19 protein-coding genes are annotated in these 19,121 nt (G+C 74.1%); 5 read left to right on the forward strand and 14 right to left on the reverse strand.

The window, feature by feature from the left end; genetic code table 11:
- The 11 genes from J3473_RS02965 to pssA all read right to left on the reverse strand — a co-directional run.
- A partial coding sequence (locus tag J3473_RS02965) for a fibronectin type III domain-containing protein (RefSeq protein ID WP_207021824.1) occupies positions 1 to 2,295 on the reverse strand: 2,295 nt, incomplete at its 3' end.
- Between the two features lie 110 nt (positions 2,296 to 2,405).
- Complete coding sequence (locus J3473_RS02970; RefSeq protein ID WP_207021825.1) at positions 2,406 to 2,930, reverse strand: acVLRF1 family peptidyl-tRNA hydrolase; 525 nt, start codon at positions 2,928 to 2,930, stop codon at positions 2,406 to 2,408.
- 2 nt (positions 2,931 to 2,932) lie between these two features.
- A complete protein-coding gene (locus J3473_RS02975) occupies positions 2,933 to 3,259 on the reverse strand; it encodes a metal-sulfur cluster assembly factor (RefSeq protein WP_030528416.1) in 327 nt (108 codons plus the stop codon).
- On the reverse strand, positions 3,256 to 3,702 hold the full coding sequence (sufU, locus tag J3473_RS02980; protein WP_207021826.1) for a Fe-S cluster assembly sulfur transfer protein SufU: 447 nt from the start codon (positions 3,700 to 3,702) through the stop codon (positions 3,256 to 3,258). The genes J3473_RS02975 and sufU overlap by 4 nt, the downstream gene beginning before the upstream one ends.
- The gene (locus J3473_RS02985; RefSeq protein ID WP_207021827.1) at positions 3,702 to 4,997 is read right to left on the reverse strand and encodes a SufS family cysteine desulfurase; all 1,296 of its coding nucleotides are present in this window, start codon (positions 4,995 to 4,997) and stop codon (positions 3,702 to 3,704) included. The genes sufU and J3473_RS02985 overlap by 1 nt, the downstream gene beginning before the upstream one ends.
- A 1-nt stretch (position 4,998) precedes the next feature.
- Complete coding sequence (gene sufC / locus J3473_RS02990) at positions 4,999 to 5,763, reverse strand: Fe-S cluster assembly ATPase SufC (protein ID WP_030528413.1); 765 nt, start codon at positions 5,761 to 5,763, stop codon at positions 4,999 to 5,001.
- 8 nt (positions 5,764 to 5,771) lie between these two features.
- Entirely contained in the window at positions 5,772 to 6,113 is a 342-nt protein-coding gene (locus J3473_RS02995) for a non-heme iron oxygenase ferredoxin subunit (RefSeq protein WP_242525649.1), read from the reverse strand.
- Positions 6,110 to 7,288 carry a Fe-S cluster assembly protein SufD gene (sufD, locus tag J3473_RS03000; RefSeq protein WP_207021828.1) on the reverse strand — a complete coding sequence of 393 codons (1,179 nt, stop codon included), beginning with the start codon at positions 7,286 to 7,288 and terminating at the stop codon, positions 6,110 to 6,112. Before sufD ends, J3473_RS02995 begins: the two co-directional genes overlap by 4 nt.
- Positions 7,288 to 8,709 carry a Fe-S cluster assembly protein SufB gene (gene sufB / locus J3473_RS03005; protein ID WP_207021829.1) on the reverse strand — a complete coding sequence of 474 codons (1,422 nt, stop codon included), beginning with the start codon at positions 8,707 to 8,709 and terminating at the stop codon, positions 7,288 to 7,290. The genes sufD and sufB overlap by 1 nt, the downstream gene beginning before the upstream one ends.
- Positions 8,706 to 9,398 carry a metalloregulator ArsR/SmtB family transcription factor gene (locus tag J3473_RS03010; RefSeq protein ID WP_036829888.1) on the reverse strand — a complete coding sequence of 231 codons (693 nt, stop codon included), beginning with the start codon at positions 9,396 to 9,398 and terminating at the stop codon, positions 8,706 to 8,708. The genes sufB and J3473_RS03010 overlap by 4 nt, the downstream gene beginning before the upstream one ends.
- A gap of 76 nt (positions 9,399 to 9,474) precedes the next feature.
- Complete coding sequence (pssA, locus tag J3473_RS03015) at positions 9,475 to 10,437, reverse strand: CDP-diacylglycerol--serine O-phosphatidyltransferase (protein ID WP_207021830.1); 963 nt, start codon at positions 10,435 to 10,437, stop codon at positions 9,475 to 9,477.
- Positions 10,438 to 10,550: 113 nt separating this feature from the next.
- On the opposite strand from pssA, the gene J3473_RS03020 reads away from it, so the two are divergent.
- The 3 genes from J3473_RS03020 to J3473_RS03030 are packed head-to-tail and all read left to right on the forward strand — an operon-like array spanning position 10,551 to position 12,979.
- The gene (locus J3473_RS03020; protein ID WP_207021831.1) at positions 10,551 to 11,264 is read left to right on the forward strand and encodes an ABC transporter ATP-binding protein; all 714 of its coding nucleotides are present in this window, start codon (positions 10,551 to 10,553) and stop codon (positions 11,262 to 11,264) included.
- A complete protein-coding gene (locus J3473_RS03025; protein WP_207021832.1) occupies positions 11,261 to 12,004 on the forward strand; it encodes an ABC transporter permease in 744 nt (247 codons plus the stop codon). Before J3473_RS03020 ends, J3473_RS03025 begins: the two co-directional genes overlap by 4 nt.
- A 51-nt stretch (positions 12,005 to 12,055) precedes the next feature.
- Entirely contained in the window at positions 12,056 to 12,979 is a 924-nt protein-coding gene (locus J3473_RS03030) for a heme A synthase (RefSeq protein ID WP_051750489.1), read from the forward strand.
- 19 nt (positions 12,980 to 12,998) lie between these two features.
- Here J3473_RS03030 and J3473_RS19700 read toward each other — a convergent pair whose 3' ends face one another.
- Both J3473_RS19700 and J3473_RS03040 read right to left on the reverse strand, forming a co-directional pair.
- Positions 12,999 to 15,830, reverse strand: a complete 2,832-nt coding sequence (locus tag J3473_RS19700) for a LuxR family transcriptional regulator (protein ID WP_207021833.1) — start codon at positions 15,828 to 15,830, stop codon at positions 12,999 to 13,001.
- Between the two features lie 20 nt (positions 15,831 to 15,850).
- Positions 15,851 to 16,042 carry a hypothetical protein gene (locus tag J3473_RS03040; protein WP_207021834.1) on the reverse strand — a complete coding sequence of 64 codons (192 nt, stop codon included), beginning with the start codon at positions 16,040 to 16,042 and terminating at the stop codon, positions 15,851 to 15,853.
- Positions 16,043 to 16,240: 198 nt separating this feature from the next.
- On the opposite strand from J3473_RS03040, the gene J3473_RS03045 reads away from it, so the two are divergent.
- Positions 16,241 to 16,813: a helix-turn-helix transcriptional regulator gene (locus tag J3473_RS03045; protein ID WP_030528402.1), complete on the forward strand. Its 573-nt coding sequence runs from the start codon at positions 16,241 to 16,243 to the stop codon at positions 16,811 to 16,813.
- Positions 16,810 to 18,126, forward strand: coding sequence for an MFS transporter (locus J3473_RS03050; RefSeq protein ID WP_207021835.1), 1,317 nt, complete (start codon positions 16,810 to 16,812; stop codon positions 18,124 to 18,126). The genes J3473_RS03045 and J3473_RS03050 overlap by 4 nt, the downstream gene beginning before the upstream one ends.
- On the opposite strand, the gene J3473_RS03055 is transcribed toward J3473_RS03050, so the two are convergent.
- Entirely contained in the window at positions 18,068 to 18,997 is a 930-nt protein-coding gene (locus J3473_RS03055) for a heme o synthase (RefSeq protein ID WP_207021986.1), read from the reverse strand. The two genes, J3473_RS03050 and J3473_RS03055, sit on opposite strands and share 59 nt — an antisense overlap.
- Between the last annotated feature and the right edge of the window lie 124 nt (positions 18,998 to 19,121).

The following is a 19,121-nucleotide window of genomic DNA, read 5'->3' on the forward strand; positions in this document are numbered from 1 at the left end:
GACCTTCGCCCGCGGGGCGCCGATCCCGGAACGCGTGTCCAGCACCCTCTTCGGGGACACCGCCACGAACCCCGACCCCGATCGTGCGAGCTTCGGGGTGACGGGACCGGACGGCGTCGACCCGGAACCTGATCCCACTGCGTTGCGGGCGGCGATGCTGAACGTGTACCGCGTGCCGTTCGTCAACCCGGTCACGGTAGCGGTCGTCGCTCCGGCCGTCGACGCGGTGCGACCGCCGGGGCTGGCGGTCACGGTGTAACCGGTGACCGCAGAGCCACCCGAGACCACGGGCGCGGTCCACGTCACCTCGGCCTGCCCGTCCCCCGCTGTCGCCGAAACACCGGTCGGCACCCCGGGCGTCGTCGCCGGTGGGAGCTCGTCACCGATGATCCACCCGAGGTCGACGCGGCGGGGGAGCCGCTGGTCGTCGAGGTAAACCAGGCGCGCCGTGTCCGCGTCGGCAGCCACCCCGGACCCCGTGGCCACCGGTCCGTAGCGCCGCTGCTCCCCCGTGCCCCCGAGGTCACGGACCTCGACGAAGGCGCGCGTCACATCCTGGTCGGTCACGTAGGTGAGCCAGCTGACGAATCCCGCGCCCAAATACACGCTGGCCGAGCCGGCCGGCACAATCAGCGGGGCTTGTCGCCCGGTGAGTTCCACCACGGTCGACGAGCTTCCGCACCGGAGCAGGGCGAACCGGTCAACGACCTGAATTCCGTCAACGCACCTCGACCGCAGGCCGGTCACCACGGAACGGTCAGGCGTGACCCCGGTCAGGTCCCGGGCCCGCACGACACCGCTCGCGTCCGGCGCAGACCACAGCATGGTGCCGTCCACCCAGAACCATGTGGTGTTGGTCACGGATCCGAACGACGCGCCGGTCCGGGCGTCCTCGAACCTGGTCGTGGGTGCTCCGTCCGCCGTGCGCTGGAGGACCTGGCCTCCCCCGCTCAGCACCAGGCTGTCCGTGGTCGTCACGTCGCGGTGACCGCCAGCCCAGCTGAGTCGGCGCAGGGTGGGATGACCGTGGGCGGCCGGGACCAGCGTGAGGAGGGTGCCTCCCCGGGCGTCGATCAGGCCTCCCTCGACCGGCTCCCCGCCGACCGAGAGGGGCGCGGGCGGTGCGGACCCATCCACCGGCTGCGACCACGTCTCGGCCGGGGGCGACGGGCTCTGGTCGACGAAACCGGTGTGGAGCCGGCCGTCGGCCAGGGTCAAGACGTCCACAGGTCGGCCGATCTCCGGGAGGTCCGCCAGCGTCCTCGTCGGGACCCCGTCGCCGGCGATGACCATCCGACCGTTCTCCGTGTCGGCCAGGTGCGCGAAGATGCGACCGTCGCCCAGACTGCGGACCTCCAAAGCGCGCGTCAGCACGGCCGTCTCCCGGGCACCGGTCGCCAGGTCGAGGGGTTCGACACGGCTCTCGAACGCCGTGTCGGCACGCAACGACGCCAGCCGGTCGCCGAAGGCCACGTACGACCGACTGTCCGGAACGGGCTCGACCTGGACGCTCCCCGAGCCCGAGCCGTCCCGCTCCCACCACCGGACCGAGTCGGGCATGACCGAGTAGCCTTCCTCGACGACGAAGAAGCGGTGCGGCGTCGCGAACGCGCGGGTCGTCAACCGGGCGGTGTCCAGCAGGGTGGCGCGGCCGGTGTCGAGATTCAGGGCCCACGTCTGGGTGCCGCCGGTGTGGACGACGAGCCCTGTGGAGTCACCGACCGCGTACGGACCGTCCGACCCCGGAACGCCCAGCCTCATGCCCTCGACCGCGAGAACGGGCCGGCCGGGCCGCCTCAGGATTGCCAGGTTTCCCTCGTCGGGTGCCGGGAGCAGGCTCAGGACCCAGGAGGCACCCGTGGAGAAGATCGTCTCCGCCGCCGGCACGTCCACCGTCCACTGCGTCGCGCCGGTCTCCACGTCGGACACCTCGACACGGGTGCCCTCGACGGGCGACGGCACTCGCCGGACCACCGAGCTCCCGGAGAGGACGTCGCTCTGGCGGGGCTCCCCCCAGTACTCCAGGCTCCGCACGACGGAGCCATCGGTCGTCCGGTGGAGGTCGACGCGCGGGGTCTCGTACTGCCGGTAGGTCTCCCGGCGCCAGCCCACGTAGTCGGGCGAGACGAAGTGCGTCGCCGTCCCGTAGTCCGCCCGTTGTGGACGGATCGGCAGCGCAACCCCGGACGCCGGGGTGCTCCCGGTCGGGGCGGCGGCCCCGGTCGCCGCGGCCGCGGGGACCAGCAGGCCCCCCACGACCGCAGTCGCCATCACGACCCGGACCGACCGACGCACCGCTTCTCCTGACAGACCGGGCAGGACACCCCCACCTGATCGGGGATCCTAGGTGGGCCCACGCCCGGCCGTCGCCGAACGCCGGAAACCGCAGCCAACCGGCGGAGGGGCTACTCCTCGATGGTGACGCGCACGGCGCGGGCGCGCTCGAGCGCCGTCTGGAGCACGGCCAGCCGCGGGTCGGGCAGGTCGTAGAGCTCGCGCCGCGGCAGCCCGACGAGACCGCGGAGCCGCGGGTCCTCGAGGACGGCCTCGGCGAGCGACCGGTCACCGCCGACGACGAGCCCCGCCGCCCCCGACCCGGCGAGCAGCCGCACGGCGTGCTCGGTGACCGCCCCGACGAGCTCGTCGGCCTGGTTCGCCCGTCGCCGCGCGAAGCGCTGCTGGCTCCAGCCACCGGCCGCCGTGCGCGACTGCACGTAGCGGGTGCCGACCTTGTGCTGAGTCAGCCTCTCCCCCACCGCGACCCCCACGGCGTAGCCACCGCGGCGCACGAGGAGGAGCGCCAGCGGGTCGGCGTCGAGACGGTCGACGCCGACGACCCGCTGGGGGCCGTCGGCGCCGTTGTTCTCGTCGAAGCGCGCCCGCCAGCGGTCGTACCGCCCGGGCGCGACCTCGACGACGCGCGTGGTCACGCTCAGATGTTGAAGCCCAGGGCGCGCAGCTGCTCGCGACCGTCGTCGGTGATCTTGTCCGGGCCCCACGGGGGCATCCAGACCCAGTTGACGCGGTAGGACGCGACGAGACCCTCCAGGGAGGCCGCGGTCTGGTCCTCGATGACGTCGGTGAGGGGGCAGGCCGCCGAGGTGAGGGTCATGTCGATGACGGCGTGGTTCTGGCCGTCGACGGTGATCCCGTAGACGAGGCCGAGGTCGACGACGTTGATCCCGAGCTCGGGGTCGACGACGTCGCGCAGGGCCTCCTCGACGTCCGCCACGTTGGCGGGGGTTGCGGTGTCGGTCACTGCTGGGCTCCTTCGGCCTTGTACAGGGCATCGGTGAACGCGGCCCACGAGAGGAGGGCGCACTTGACGCGGGCGGGGTACTTGGCGACGCCGGACAGGGCGACGCCGTCGCCGATGACGTCCTCGTCGCCGGGGTCCTCGCCCTTGCTCGTGAGCATCGCCCGCATCGCCTCGTAGGTGTCACGGGCGTGGGCGACGGTGCCGCCGGTCAGCTCCTCGGCGAGGATCGACGCGGAGGCCACGCTGATCGAGCAGCCCATCGAGTCGTACGAGACGTCCTCGACGACCGCGTCGGGCCCCTCGCCGACGAGGTGCACCCGGAGGGTGACCTCGTCGCCGCACGTGGGGTTGACCTGGTGGCTCTCGCCCTCGAACGGCTCGCGCAGACCGTGGTTCACGGGCTTCTTCGAGTGGTCGAGGATGAGCTCCTGGTAGAGGTCCATCAGGCGGGCACCTCCGTCCCGAAGATCGCCGGCACGCGGTCGAGCGCCTCGAGGAGCGCGTCGACCTCGCCGGGGGTGGTGTAGGCGGCGAAGCTCGCCCGGGTGCTGGCCGGCACGCGGAGCGTCCGGTGCAGCGGCCACGCGCAGTGGTGGCCGACGCGCACCTCGACGCCGCGGTCGTCGAGCACCTGGCCGACGTCGTGCGGGTGCACGCCGTCGACGGCGAACGCGACGGCGCCGCCGCGCTCGCGCAGGTCGGCCGGCCCGAGGACGGTGACCCACGGCCGCTCGGCCAGCCCGCGCAGCAGGCGCTCGGTGAGCATCTGCTCGTGAGCGTGGACGCGGTCCATCCCGAGGGCGGTGAGGTAGTCGCACGCGGCGGCGAGCCCGACGGCCTGCGCCGCGACGGGCACGCCGGCCTCGAACTTCTGCGGCACCGGCGCGTACGTGGCCGACTCCATCGTCACGGTCTCGATCATCGAGCCGCCGGTGAGGAACACGGGCATCTCGTCGAGGAGCTCCGGGCGGCCCCAGAGGACGCCGACGCCGAGCGGGCCGAACATCTTGTGACCCGAGTACGCGAGCAGGTCGACGCCGAGGTCGGTGACGTCGATCGGCAGGTGCGGCACCGACTGGCAGGCGTCGAGGACCGCGAGGGCGCCGACGGCGTGCGCGCGCTCGGCGAGCTCACGCACCGGGTTGACCGTGCCGAGCACGTTCGAGACGTGCGTGAACGCGAAGACCTTCGTCCGCTCGGTGAGGAGGGAGTCGAGGTCGGTGAGGTCGAGCCGGCCGTCCGCGGTGACGGGCACCCAGCGCAGGGTCGCGCCGGTGCGGCGGCACGCCTCCTGCCACGGGATGAGGTTGGCGTGGTGCTCCATCTCGGTGACGAGCACCTCGTCGCCCGGACGCAGCGCGAACCGGTCGCCGTGGCCGCCCCCGCCGCCGTGCGCCCCGTTCGTGAAGGCGTAGGCGACGAGGTTGAGGGCCTCGGTGGCGTTGCGGGTGAAGACGACCTCGGAGGCCTGCGCGCCGATGAAGCGGGCGATGGTCTCGCGGGCCGACTCGTAGGCGTCCGTGCCCTCCTCGGAGAGCTGGTGCGCCCCGCGGTGCACGGCGGCGTTCGTGTGCTCGTAGAAGTGCCGCTCCGCGTCGAGGACGACGGTCGGCTTGTGCGAGGTGGCCCCGGAGTCGAGGTAGACCAGCGGGTGCCCCCCGCGCACGGTGCGCGACAGGATCGGGAAGTCGGCCCGCAGGCGGGCCAGCTCCTCGTCGGTGAAGGGGGCGGCCGCCATGTCAGGCCTCGGTGGTCGCCGGGAGGAAGCGGTCGTACCCCTCGGCCTCGAGGCGCTCGGCGAGCTCGGGGCCGCCCTGCTCGGCGATCCGGCCGTCGACGAAGACGTGGACGAAGTCGGGCCGGATGTAGCGCAGGATGCGCGTGTAGTGCGTGATGAGGAGGACGCCGGAACCGGTCGACTCCTTGGCGCGGTTGACGCCCTCGGAGACGATGCGCAGCGCGTCGACGTCGAGGCCGGAGTCGGTCTCGTCGAGGACGGCGAACTTCGGCCGCAGCAGCTCCATCTGGAGGATCTCGTGGCGCTTCTTCTCGCCACCCGAGAAGCCCTCGTTGACGTTGCGCTCGGCGAACGCCGGGTCCATGCGCAGGTTGCCCATGGCGTCCTTGACGTCCTTGACCCAGGTGCGCAGCTTCGGGGCCTCGCCGGAGACGGCAGTCTTGGCGGTCCGCAGGAAGTTCGAGACGGTGACGCCGGGGACCTCGACGGGGTACTGCATCGCGAGGAAGACGCCGGCGCGGGCGCGCTCGTCGACGCTCATCGCGAGGACGTCCTCGCCGTCGAGCGTGACGGTGCCCGAGGTGACGGTGTACTTCGGGTGGCCGGCGATCGAGTAGGCGAGCGTCGACTTGCCCGAGCCGTTGGGGCCCATGATGGCGTGGGTCTGGCCGGACTCGATGGTCAGGGTGACACCGCGGAGGATCTCCTTGGTGCCCTGCTCGGTCTCGACGGTGACGTGCAGGTCCTTGATCTCAAGGGTGGACATACGTGGGGTCAGAGCTCCTCGGACAGGGCGACGAAGACGTCGTCACCCTCGGTGCGGACGGTGTGGACGGCGATGGGGGCGATGGCGGGCGGGCCGGTCGGCTCGCCGGTGCGCAGGTCGAAGCGCGAGCCGTGGAGCCAGCACTCGAGGGTGCAGCCGTCGAGCTCGCCCTCGGAGAGCGAGACGTTGGCGTGGCTGCACGTGTCGTCGACGCAGTGGACGGCGCCGTCCTCGGTGCGGACGATCGAGACGCGGCGCCCCTCGATCTCGGCGAGGGCGGCCCCGACGGCCGGCAGCTCGTCGAGCCGGCAGACGTAGGTGAAGCCCTCCTCGGTCAGCTGCTCGCTCACGCGGCGCCCCCGGCGAGCTCGCGCTCGATGGCCTCCATGAGGCGCTCCTGCACCTCGGGGACGCCGATGCGGCCGACGACGCTCGCGAAGAACCCGCGGACGACGAGGCGGCGGGCCTCGTCCTCGGGGATGCCGCGCGCCATGAGGTAGAAGAGCTGCTCGTCGTCGAACCGGCCGGTGGCCGAGGCGTGCCCGGCCCCCTCGATCTCGCCGGTCTCGATCTCGAGGTTGGGCACCGAGTCGGCGCGGGCGCCGTCGGTGAGCAGCAGGTTGCGGTTGAGCTCGTAGGTGTCGGTGCCCTCGGCCGCGGCGCGGATGAGGACGTCGCCGACCCAGACGGTCCGGGCGGTCTCGCCCTGGAGCGCGCCCTTGTACTCGACGTTGCTGCGGCAGTGCGGCGCCTCGTGGTCGACGAAGAGCCGGTGCTCGAGGTGCTGGCCGGCGTCGGCGAAGTAGACACCGAGACCCTCGAACGACCCGCCGGGACCGGCGTAGGTGGCGTTCGTGTTCAGCCGGACGACCCCGCCGCCGAGCGTCACGGCGATGTGCCGGACGCGGGCGTCGCGGCCGACGACGACGTCGTGCTGGCCGAGGTGGTGCGAGGCGTCGTCCCACTCCTGGACCGAGACGAGCGTGACGTCCGAGCCGTCGCCGGCGAGGACCGTGAGCACCTCGGAGTAGTCCGCGGTGCCGTCGTGCTCGAGGAGGACGGTGGCCTTCGCGAAGCGGCCGACGCGCACGGTGACGTGCCCGTGGACGAGGCCCTGCTCGCCGCCGGTCAGGCGCAGCCGCACCGGCTCGGTGAGCTCGGCCTCGGCCGGGACGTCGACGAGCGCCACGCCACCGCTGTGCGCGGCGGCGACGGCGGCCGCGCGGTCCTGCGGCGCGGGCACGCCGAGCGCCTGCCAGTCGGCGACGGGGAGGGTCGAGACGGTGACGCCCTCGGGGAGGTTCTCCTCCCAGGTCAGGCACTCACCGGTCGCCTCGTCGCGGAAGAAGGTGCCGAGCCGGTCGACCGGCGTGAAGCGCCACTCCTCCTCGCGCCCGTGCGGGACCGGGAACGCGTCGACGTCGAAGGACGCCGTGCGCTCGGCGCGCGACTGGTCCGGGACCATCGTCGCGGCGCTGTGGGTGTGGGCGCCCTCGGTGGGGCGCTGGGGGGTCAGCAACGGCATCAGCCGACTGCTCCTTCCATCTGCAGCTCGATGAGGCGGTTCAGCTCGAGGGCGTACTCCATGGGCAGCTCCTTGGCGATCGGCTCGACGAAGCCGCGCACGATCATCGCCATCGCCTCCTCCTCGGACATGCCACGGGACATGAGGTAGAAGAGCTGGTCCTCGGAGACCTTGGAGACCGTGGCCTCGTGGCCCATCTGGACGTCGTCCTCGCGGATGTCGACGTAGGGGTAGGTGTCGGAGCGGCTGATCGTGTCGACGAGCAACGCGTCGCAGACGACCGAGCTCTTCGAGCCGGTCGCGCCCTCCATCACCTGGACCAGGCCCCGGTAGGAGGTGCGGCCACCGCCGCGGGCGACGGACTTGGAGACGATCGAGCTGCTCGTGTTCGGGGCGGCGTGCACCATCTTCGAGCCGGCGTCCTGGTGCTGGCCCTCGCCGGCGAAGGCGATGGACAGCGTCTCGCCCCGGGCGTGCTCGCCGAGGAGGAAGACCGCCGGGTACTTCATCGTCACCTTGGAGCCGATGTTGCCGTCGATCCACTCCATCGTCGCGCCCTCGGCGCAGGTCGCGCGCTTGGTGACGAGGTTGTAGACGTTGTTCGACCAGTTCTGGATCGTCGTGTAGCGGACGCGGGCGTTCTTCTTGACGACGATCTCGACGACCGCGGAGTGCAGCGAGTCCGACTTGTAGATCGGCGCGGTGCAGCCCTCGACGTAGTGCACGTACGAGCCCTCGTCGGCGATGATCAGCGTCCGCTCGAACTGGCCCATGTTCTCGGTGTTGATGCGGAAGTAGGCCTGGAGCGGGATGTCGACGTGGACGCCCGGCGGGACGTAGATGAACGAGCCGCCCGACCACACGGCGGTGTTGAGCGCCGCGAACTTGTTGTCGCCGGCCGGGATGACCGAGGCGAAGTACTCGCGGAAGAGGTCCTCGTGCTCGCGCAGGCCGGTGTCGGTGTCGACGAAGATGACGCCCTTCTCCTCCAGGTCCTCGCGGATCTGGTGGTAGACGACCTCCGACTCGTACTGCGCGGCGACGCCGGCGACGAGGCGCTGCTTCTCGGCCTCGGGGATGCCGAGCCTGTCGTAGGTGTTCTTGATGTCCTCGGGCAGGTCCTCCCAGGAGGTCGCCTGCTTCTCGGTGGACTTCACGAAGTACTTGATGTTCTGGAAGTCGATGCCGGTGAGGTCGCTGCCCCAGCTCGGCATGGGCTTCTTGTCGAACAGCCGCAGCGACTTCATCCGCAGGTCCTTCATCCACTGCGGCTCGCTCTTGCGGTCGGAGATGTCGGCGACGACCTCCTCCGACAGGCCGCGGCGCGCGGTGGAGCCCGCGGTGTCGCTGTCGGCCCACCCGTACTCGTAGGTGCCGAGGTCCTTCAGACCCGGGTTGAGCTCTTCGATGTGGCTCGTCATCGCGATGGCCTCTCGGTAGGGGTCGGGACGAACGTGGTGCAGACGTGGTCGCCGTGGGCGAGGGTCGCCAGGCGCTGGACGTGGACGCCGAGGAGTCGGGAGAACGCCTCGGTCTCGGCCTCGCACAGCTCGGGGAACTCGCTCGCGACGTGCTGGACCGGGCAGTGACCCTGGCACAGCTGCACACCGGTCAAGGCCGCCGGGCCGCCGGGTGTTCCCACCGGGCGGGCGGAGGCCGAGTAGCCCTCGGTGCTCAGGGCGTCGACGAGGGCGTCGGCGCGCGAGCGCACGTCCTGCCCCGCGTCGTCGAGGCGCCCGGCGAGCCGGGCCTCGAGGTGGGCGACGCGCTCCTCGGCGAAGGCCTGGACCGCGTGCTCGCCGCCGGTGCGGCGCAGGAAGCGCAGCGCCTCGCCGGCGAGGTCGTCGTAGTCGGACGCCAGGGCGCGGTGGCCGGCGTCGGTGAGGAGCCACTCCTTCGCGGGGCGGCCGCGCCGGCGCGGGCCGGCGGCGTCGCGGGCGAGGACGAGACCCTCGGCGAAGAGGTTGTCGACGTGGCGGCGCACGGCGGTCTCGGTGAGGCCGAGCCGCTCGACGAGGGCGGTGATGCTCACCGGGCCCTCCTGGCTCACGACACGCAGCACCCGGTCGCGCGTGCGCGACTCGTCGACGGAGGCTGCGGGATTAACCACACACCCATGTTAGGTAATTGCTCCGACGACGTCCAAGGAAGGGTCGCCTAACCCGTGACACGGGTGAGGGACCGGGTCAGGCGGGGGCCGTGCCCGGCTCGTCGCAGGGGTCGTCGGCGTCCGGGCCGTCGAGCTCGTCGTCGCCCTCGATCGGGAGGAAGACCGACTGCATCCGGCGGCGCGGCGGGGCGACCGACTCGGACCCGAGCAGCCGCTCGCGCAGCGGCGCGGTGAGCACGCCGAGCGGGGCGGTGAGGACGTACCCGTAGGCGACGACGATCCCGGTGAGGCCCGGTGCCACGACGAGCCCGATGACGATGGCGGCCGCGACGAGACCCGTCGTCAGCCGGGCGCCCGGCGTCGTGGGCTGGAGCAGGTTGCGGAAGGACCGGAAGCGGATCGTCATCACCATGAGGAAGGCGGGGACGACGCTGACGAGCAGCGGGAACCAGGCCTGCCACGGGCCGGTGCCCGGGCCGAAGAACGGCGAGTCGAGGGCGAAGATCGTCGCGATGACGACGCTCGCGGCGCCCGGGGACGGCAGGCCGACGAAGTACCGCTTGTCGGCGGCGGGGTCGATCGTCACGTTGAAGCGGGCGAGGCGGAAGGCCGCGCACGAGAGCCAGAGGAAGGCGACGAGCCACGCGAGCACCGGCCAGTCGCTCAGGGCCCAGGTGTGGACGAGGACGGCCGGCGCCACCCCGAAGGAGATGAGGTCGGCCAGGGAGTCGAGCTGGAGGCCGAACGGCGAGGTCGCCCCGACCAGGCGCGCGACGAAGCCGTCGGCGATGTCCATGACGATCGAGAAGGCGATGAGGACCGCCGCCAGGGTGAAGTGCCCCCGGAACGCGAGCAGCACCGACGAGAAGCCGCTCACCATGTTGAGCGTCGTGAACGTGCTCGGGGCGAGGAGGCGGGCGCGCTCCCGCTTCGGCAGCTGGCGCAGCGAGACGACGCGGGCGCCGGTCGGCGAGACGAGCCGCCAGCGGTCGAGGATCCGCCGGCGGCCGGTGCTCGTGTCGGACGCGTCGCTGCTCATCGCTCCCCCTCGTGGCCCGTGCCCGCCTCAGGGCCCGTCGTCTCGGTGGGCGACGTGGCGGGCCCGGCCTCCCGGTCGATGCGTGGCATGGGCCCCACCCTAGGATGCCGGGCATGGTGGCCGCTGTCCTCGTGCGTGAGCTGCGGCGCGTGTTCCGGACGACGACGGCCGTCGACGGGGCCTCCTGGTCGGCCGACGCCGGGCGCGTCACCGCGCTCCTCGGCCCCAACGGCGCCGGCAAGACGACGACCGTCGAGTGCCTCGAGGGCCTGCAGCGCCCGGACGCCGGCGAGGTCCGCGTCCTCGGCACCGACCCGTGGCACGCCGACGCCGCCCACCGCGCCGCCGTCGGCGTGATGCTCCAGGACGGCGGCCTCCCGACGACCGTGCGCCCCCTCCCGCTCCTGCACCACCTCGCGGCCCTGCACCGGGCGCCGAGGCCGGTCGACGAGCTCGCCGAGCGGCTGGGCATCCACGAGTTCGCCCGCACGACGGTCCGCCGGATGTCCGGCGGCCAGCGGCAGCGCGTGGCACTGGCCGCCGCCCTCGTCGGGCGGCCGGAGGTCCTCTTCCTCGACGAGCCGACCGCCGGGCTCGACCCCCACGCGCGCCTCGACGTCTGGGACCTCGTGCGCGCCGAGGCCGGGCGCGGCGTCTGCGTGGTCGTGACGACCCACTCCTTCGAGGAGGCCGAGCGGCTCGCCGACGACGTCGTCGTCATGGCCGGCGGACGGGTCGTCGCCGAGGGGCCGCTGGCCCGGGTGCGCGGCGACCGGTCGCTCGAGGACGTCTACTTCTCCCTGACCCGCCGCCGGGAGGCGTCGTGAGCGCGCCCACGGCGCCCCGGGGCCGGGTGCTCGCGCAGGCCCGCTTCGAGAGCCGGGTGCTGCTGGCCAACGGCGAGCAGCTGCTCGTCTCGGTCGTCCTGCCCGCCCTCGCGCTCGCGGGGCTCGCCCTCGCCTCCGTCCCGGACCTCGGCGCGGGGCGCCGGGTCGACCTCGCCGCCGCCGGGGCGCTCGCCCTCGCCGTCGTCTCCACCGCGTTCACGGGGCAGGCCATCTCGACGGGCTTCGACCGGCGCTCGGGGGTGCTGCGGATGCTGGGCACGACACCGCTGGGGCGCGGTGGCCTGCTCGCCGGCAAGGCGCTCGCCGTGCTGACCGTGCTCGCCGTCCAGGTGGTCGTGCTCGGCGCGCTGGGTCTGGCCCTCGGCTGGCGTCCCCCGGCGGGCGGGCTGCTGCCGGGGCTGGTCTCGCTGCTCCTCGGGACAGCGACGTTCGTCGGTCTCGCCCTGCTCCTCGCGGGGACCGTCCGGGCCGAGGCCGTGCTCGCGATCGCCAACCTCGCGTGGGTCGTCCTGCTCGGGCTCGGCGTGCTCGTGCCGACCGACCGGCTCCCGGGCGCGCTCTCGACCGTCGCCGCGGCGCTGCCCTCCGGAGCCCTCGGGGACGCGACGCGCGTCGCGCTCGTCGACGGCGGCTGGCCGTGGGGGCAGTGGGCCGTCCTCGTCGTGTGGGGTGCGGCGGCCGGCGCGGCCGCCGTGCGCTGGTTCCGCTGGTCCGGCTGAGCGGCCGAGCGGGTTCGGCCGGCCACGACGGCCCGTCGTAGCATCTGACGCGTGAGCCCCCTCCCCCTCGTCACCGGCGAGGTCTCGACCCGGACGGTCCGTCGCTGGGCCTGGGCGAGCCTCGTCGCGAACACCGTCATCATCGTCACCGGGGCCCTCGTGCGCCTCACCGGCTCCGGCCTCGGCTGCCCGACGTGGCCGCGCTGCACCGACGAGTCCTTCGTGCCGCACCGCGAGCTCGGCGCCCACGGGGTCATCGAGTTCGGCAACCGGCTGCTCACCTACGTCCTCATCGCCGTCGCCGTGCTGACCTTCGTCGCCGTCTGGCGGTGGAGCCGCACGAGCCGGTCGCTGCGGGTCCACGCGTTCCTCCTGGCCTTCGGCATCCCGTTCCAGGGCGTCGTCGGCGGGATCACCGTCCTGACCCAGCTCAACCCGTGGGTCGTCGCGATCCACCTCCTGCTCTCGCTCGTGCTCGTCGCCGGGTCGGTGTGGCTGCTCCTGCGCGTCACGGACCGGCTCGGGACGCCCGCGGCGCCGGGTCTGCGGCGCGCGACCCTCCTCATGCAGGCGCTCGTCTGGGTCGTCGTCTACCTCGGCACCGTCGTCACCGGCAGCGGCCCGCACGCGGGCGATGCCGACGCCCCGCGCAACGGCCTGGACCCGCAGGTGTGGAGCCACGTGCACGCCGTGGGTGTCTACGCCCTCGTCGCCGTGACGGTGGTCCTCTGGTGGGGCTCGCGCGGCACGGCCCTGCGCGGCCCGGTCACGACGCTGCTCGTCGTCGAGCTCGCCCAGGGCGCGATCGGCTTCGCGCAGTACTGGACCGGTCTGCCCATCCCGCTCGTCGCGCTGCACCTGCTCGGGGCCGCCGTGCTCGTCGCCGCCGCCACGCGCGTCCTGCTCCTCTCCCGCGGGGTGCTCGTGCCGGGCACGCCGGCTGCGCGCCGGCGCGACGCCGCCCTCACCGCCTGAGGCGCCCGGCCCCGACCGCTCAGGGGTCCAGGAGGCCGGTGCTGCGAGCGACCGCCACGGCCTCGCCGCGGCTCGCCGCCCCGAGCTTGGCGAGGATGTTCGACACGTGCACGCTCGCCGTCTTCGTCGTGATGAACAGCTCGCGCCCGACCTCCCCGTTGGACCGCCCGAGCGCGAGCAGCGCGAGCACCTCGTGCTCGCGCGCCGTGAGCCCCTGGGCGGGACCACGGTCGGTGGCCAGGGTGTCGAGCGCGGTGAGCAGCGGCGCCGCCCCGAGCGACACGGCGACCACCCGGACGTTCTCGAGCACCCCGTCCGCCCGGCGGTCCCCGGTCGACAGGAGCACCTCCCCCAGCCGCAGGCGGGCCCGGGCGCTCTCGTAGGGGTCTCCTCGCTCCTCGGCCAGGGTCACGGCGTCCTCCCAGGCCGTCACGAGGGTCTCGGCCTCGACCGGCTCACCTGCGGCGCGCCGCAGCCGCAGCCGCTCCGCGGCGAGCCGCGCCAGCCACATCCGCCCCTCCAGCTCGGGTCCGGGCGAGCCCTCCGGCCAGACGAGGGCCGCCTCCGCGGCGAGCCGCTCCCCCTCGTCGAGGAGCCGCCCGCGGGTCGCCGCCGAGGCCGTCGACGCGGCGCTCGCCAGGTGCCCCACGACGAGGGCGGCCAGACGGACCTCCACCGGTGCGTGCTCGACCGACCACGCCGCGCGCAGCGAGGTCACGAGCTCGGCGCGCAGCGCCAGGACGCGGTCGAGCACGCCGCAGCGCCCCAGCACGTCGAGCGCCGCGACGCCGGCCTGCACCGGGATGCGGGAGTCGTCCGGCCAGAACGGGCGCCCGGCCGCGAGGGTGGCCTCGACGTCGGGCTCCCCACGCGCGGCGTGGACGTAGCCCACCGCCGCGTCGATGCTGGCGCGCGCCGACGGCGACGCGCCGACACGGCCCCGCTCCGCGAGCTCCAGCGCGTGGTCCCACCGACCGAGCTCGAACGCGACGGTGATCGCGAGGGCGAGCGCGTCGACCGAGTAGACCGAGGCCGCGAGGCCCGCGCGGCGCGCCTCGTCGACGACGCGCTCGAAGCCGGCGAGCGCCGCGGGGAGGTCGCTCTGCCGGTGGTGCACGACGGCGAGGATGTGCAGCGCCCGGAGGAACGCGAGGTCCGGGGTGTCCCGCCAGCCCTCGACGACCCCCTGGAGGCGCCGGACCGACCCGTCGGGGTCGCCCGCGGCCTGGGCGAGCCAGGCGAGGTTCGAGCTGAGGTCGACGCGGTCGGCGTGGAGTCCGTGCTCGACGGCGAGGCCCATCGCCTCGTCGGCGACGGCGAGCGCCTCCTCGACCAGCCCGGCGTCGGTCAGCGCGTCGGCGCGACGGGTCAGGACCGACACGCGCAGGGCCACGGGGGCGTCGGTGTCGAGGAGCGAGAGCGCCTCGGCCGTGACGGTCAGCCGGTCGACGCGCTCCTCCGTCAGCCGTGCGGCGTACGCGAGGGCCGCGAGCAGCTCGGCCCGCTCGCGCGGCGCCCCCTCGGCGTCCGCCAGCCGGGCCCGCAGCAGCGCGACGGCACGGCCGGCGCGTCCGGCCCCGTTGGCGGCGGCCGCGGCCCGCAGGGTGAGGTCGTGCACGACCTCGGGGTCGTCGGTGAGCCCCAGCGCGGTCTCGTAGTGACCCAGCGCCTCGGCCGGTCCACCCATCCGGCGGGCGGTGTCCCCGGCCCGGGCCGAGGCGTGCAGGGCGGTGGCGCGGTCGCCGGCCGCGAGGGCGTGGCGCGCGAGGTCCGCCGCCGCACCGAGCCGCTCGTCCTCGCGCAGGGCCTCGACGCAGGCGCGGTGCAGCTGGAGGCGCTCGGTCGGCAGCAGGTCCTCGGACACCGCCTCGGCCAGGAGGGCGTGCCGGAACTCGTAGCCGAGCTCCCCCCACGGCTCGAGCACGTGGTGCTCGACCGCCTGTCGCAGGGCCGAGCGCAACGTCGGGGGCGGCACGTCGGCGACCCGCTCGAGCAGGGCGTGCGGCACGCGCCGGCCGACCACGGCGGCCACCCGGACGACGGCCTGCGCGTCGTCGTCGAGCCGCTCGACCCGCCCGAGGAGGAGCCGGCCGAGCTCGGGCGCCGAGCCGTCGGCCGCCGCGACGGCCAGCTCCTCGGCGAGGAAGGCGTTGCCCTCGGCGCGGGCGGTCACCCCGTCGACGAGCGGGTCGGGCAGCGCCGCGGCGCTGCGGACGATCCGGCGCACGGCGTCGTCGGGCAGTCGCCCGAGCTCGAGGCGGGCCAGGCGCGGCAGCCGCGACCAGACGGCGAGCGCCGGGGCGAGCGGGTGCCGGCGGTGCACGTCGTCGCTGCGGTAGGTGACGACCAGCGAGACGCCCTCGGGCGCACCGCGCGTGAAGAGCAGGGTCAGCAGCTCACGGGTGGACTCGTCGGCCCAGTGCGCGTCCTCGACGACGACGAGCGCGCCGCCCTCGCGTCCGAGGACGCCCAGCACCGCGTGGACGGCCTCCACCAGGTCGGCGCGGGCCGTCTCCCTCGCCGAGGCGGAGAGCCGGGGCACGAGCGGGACGAGGCCGGGGTGCGCCTCGACGAGCTCGTCGACGAGGTCTCGCTCGCGCCCGTCGAGGGCGGCCAGCATCTCGACGAAGGGCAGGTACGGCAGGGTCCCGACGTCACCCACGCAGTGGCCGAGGAGGACCCGCCGGGTCGTGGTCTCGTCGACGAGGCGGGCGACCACGGCGCTCTTCCCGATGCCGGCGTCGCCGCCGAGGAGGACCGCCCCACCGTCCCCCGGTCCGCCGAGGGCCTCCCGCAGTCGGCCCAGCTCGGGGTCACGGCCGACGAGGACGGCGCTCGGACGGGTGGGCACGGTGCCGATCATGGCACCCGTCACGGGTGGCGGGGGCGACCCGGCGCGAGCACCGGCCGCGACGCCCGGCGGCGCAGGCGCTCGGCGAGCCGGCGCACCGGGTGGTCCGGTGCTCCGCGGTCCGGGGTCGACACGATGCGGGTGCTCCCCCACCGCTCGAGGCGGTACTCGAGCTCGGCGCGGACGAAGAGCGGGTCGGCGGAGGTGTTCACGGTGGTCTCCTCTCGGTGCCGGCGGCCGGGTGCCGCCGACCCCTCCACCGTCGGGCGCTGAGGCAGGGCGGCACATGGGGCGTCCTCCCGGATCGGCGGCGCGACTCGGGGCCTGAGGTACCTCAGGTGGATGTCCCGTCGTACCGATATCCACAAGACCCATTGCACAACACATATTGTGGGTCTACCGTCGACGGCATGACCCGACCCGAGATCCGCACGCTGCGCGACGCCGCCCCCCTCGCGGCGCTCGCCCACCCCTTCCGCTCCCGGATGATGGACTCGCTCAAGGTCGACGGCCCCGGCACCGCCTCGATGCTCGCGGCCCGCACCGGCCAGGCCGTCGGCAACGCGAGCCACCACCTCAAGGTGCTCGCCCGGGCCGGCCTCGTCGAGGAGGCCCCCGAGCTGGCGCGCGACCGCCGCGAGCGGTGGTGGCGCCTGGTCTCCGCCGGCACCCGGTGGAGCAGCGCCGAGCTCGCCGACGACCCGGCCGCCGCCACCGCGGCCCGCGAGGCGGAGGCCCTCCAGCTGCGCCGCCAGGTCGAGCGCATCACCACGTGGCTGGCCGACCGCGACGCCGACCCCGCCTGGGAGGACGCGGCGTTCGCCAACCAGAACTGGCTGCGCCTCTCCCCCGCCGAGCTCCGGCAGGTCGCCGAGGAGACCATCGCCCTCTACCGCCGCTGGGCCGACCGCGAGGTCCCGGACGACGGCGTCGAGCGCGAGCCGGTCCTCGTCGTCGCCCGGGGGTTCCCGTGCCGTCCATGACGGGGGCCGTCCGCGCCGCGACCGAGCCACCACCCCTGCGCCGCAGCCGGAACTTCCGTCTCTTCTGGGCCGGCGAGGGCGTCAGCGTCCTCGGCGCGATGACCACCACGGTGGTCGTCCCGCTCCTCGCGGTGACGACCTTCGACGCCGGGCCCGGCTGGATGGGGCTGCTCACGGCCGCCGCCTGGCTGCCCTGGCTCCTCGTCGGCCTGCCCGCCGGCGCCTGGGTGGACCGGCTCGACCCGCGCCGGGTGATGCTCGTCGCCGACCTCGTCGCGGCGGCCGCCGTCGGCTCCATCCCCGTCGCGGCCCTGCTCGGGGTGCTCGACCTCCCGCACCTGCTCGCGGCGGTGCTCGCGAACGGCACGTGCGCCGTGTTCTTCCGGACGGCCTACGGCGCCTTCGTGCCCCGTGTCGTCCGGGCCGACGACCTCGATGCCGCCAACGGCCGCCTCTACGGCACCGAGTCCGCGATGCAGGTCGCCGGGCCGGGCGTCGGCGGCCTGCTCGTCCAGCTCGTCGGGGCCGCGACCGCCGTCGTCGCGGACGTCGCGGGCTTCCTCGTGTCGGCGGCCTGCCTGTGGCGGATGGACCCCGCCGCGCTCCGCCCCCCGCCGGAGCGTCCGGCCCGCGAGCCGCTGCGGCGCGAGATCGCCGACGGCGTGGGGGTGGTCGTGCGCGACCGGTACCTGCGCTTCTTCACCCTGCAGGGCGCGGCCTCGAACTTCGCGCTGACCGGCTACGGGGCGCTGCTCGTCCTCTTCCTCGTCCGCGACCTCGGTGTCGCGCCCGGCACCGTCGGCCTCCTCGTGGCCGCCGGCAGCGTCGGCGGTCTCGTCGGCGCGGCCGTCGCCACGCCCCTCGCGCGCCGCGTCGGCACCGCGCGGGCGATGCGGTGGCTCCAGGTCGTGGGGGGACCGACCGCCCTGCTCGTGCCGCTCGCCGGCCCCGGCGTCGCCGTGGCGCTCGTGCCCCTCGGCGTCGCCCTCGTCGGGGTCGGGGTCGTCGGGGCCAACGTCGTCCGGTCGGCGTTCCGTCAGCGCTGGACCCCGCCGACGCTGCTCGGCCGGACCATGTCGGCCTCGTCGGTGCTCAACTTCGGCACGATGCCGCTCGCGGGGCTCGTCGCCGGATGGCTCGGCAGCACGCTCGGCGTCCACGAGACGATCGTCGCGATGACCGCGCTGCACGCCCTCGTGTCGCTCGCGGTCTGGGTCGGGCCCTACCGCGCCGGCCGTGACCTGCCCGCGGGGGTCAGCGCAGCGGCAGGTGGAGCAGCGGGTCGACGGCCACCGCGAGGAACACGACGGTGACGTACGTGATCGAGTAGTGGAAGAGCCGCATCGGCTTGAGCGCCAGGCCCGTGACCCCGCGCCGCGCGGCGCCCAGGAGGCGGTGGGCCTCGGCGACGAAGAGCGCACCGGACGCGACGGCCACGACCGTGTAGAGCCAGCCCATCGACGCCACCGGCACGAGCGCGAGCGAGACCGCGACCATGACCCAGGAGTAGGCGACGATCTGGCGGCCGACCGTGACCGGCCCCTTCTCGACGGGGAGCATCGGCACCTCGGCCGAGGCGTAGTCGTCACGGAAGGCCATCGAGAGCGGCCAGTAGTGCGGCGGCGTCCAGAAGAAGATGACGAGGAAGAGGACGAGCGCCGGCCAGCCGACCGAGCCGGTGACCGCGGACCAGCCGATGAGCGTCGGCATGCAGCCGGCGATCCCGCCCCAGACGATGTTCTGCGACGTGCGCCGCTTGAGGAGCATCGTGTAGCCGACGGCGTAGAGGGCGATGGCCAGCAGCGACAGCGCGGCCGAGAGGACGTTGACGACGAGCGCGAACCACACCGTGGACGCCACCGTGAGGACCCCGCCGAAGAGCATCGCCTCGCGGACGGTGACCTCGCCGGTGACCATCGGCCGGCTGCTCGTGCGGTGCATCAGCCGGTCGATGTCGCGGTCGTAGACCGAGTTGAAGGTGTTCGCGGCGCCGGCGCTGAGGATGCCACCGGCCAGCGTCGCGACGACGAGCCACAGCGACGGCACCCCGCGCTCGGCGAGGAACATCACGGGCACGGTCGTCACGAGCAGCAGCTCGATGATGCGCGGCTTGGTGAGCGCCACGAAGGCCCCGACGCGTCGCGGACCGCGGCGGGCGGAGACCGCCGCGGGAGCGGTCGTCACGGGGGTGGTGGCCACGTCGTCCTTCGGGTCGGCCGGAAGCGTGCCCGGCGATTCTATCCGCCCGTGGGAACCACCCGTGACGCCCCCGGTCGTCACCCCCTCACGCAGGGCTAGGGTGGTTGCC

The organism is Phycicoccus sp. DTK01 (assembly GCF_017312765.1).
Classification (GTDB): Bacteria; Actinomycetota; Actinomycetes; order Actinomycetales; family Dermatophilaceae; genus Phycicoccus; species Phycicoccus jejuensis.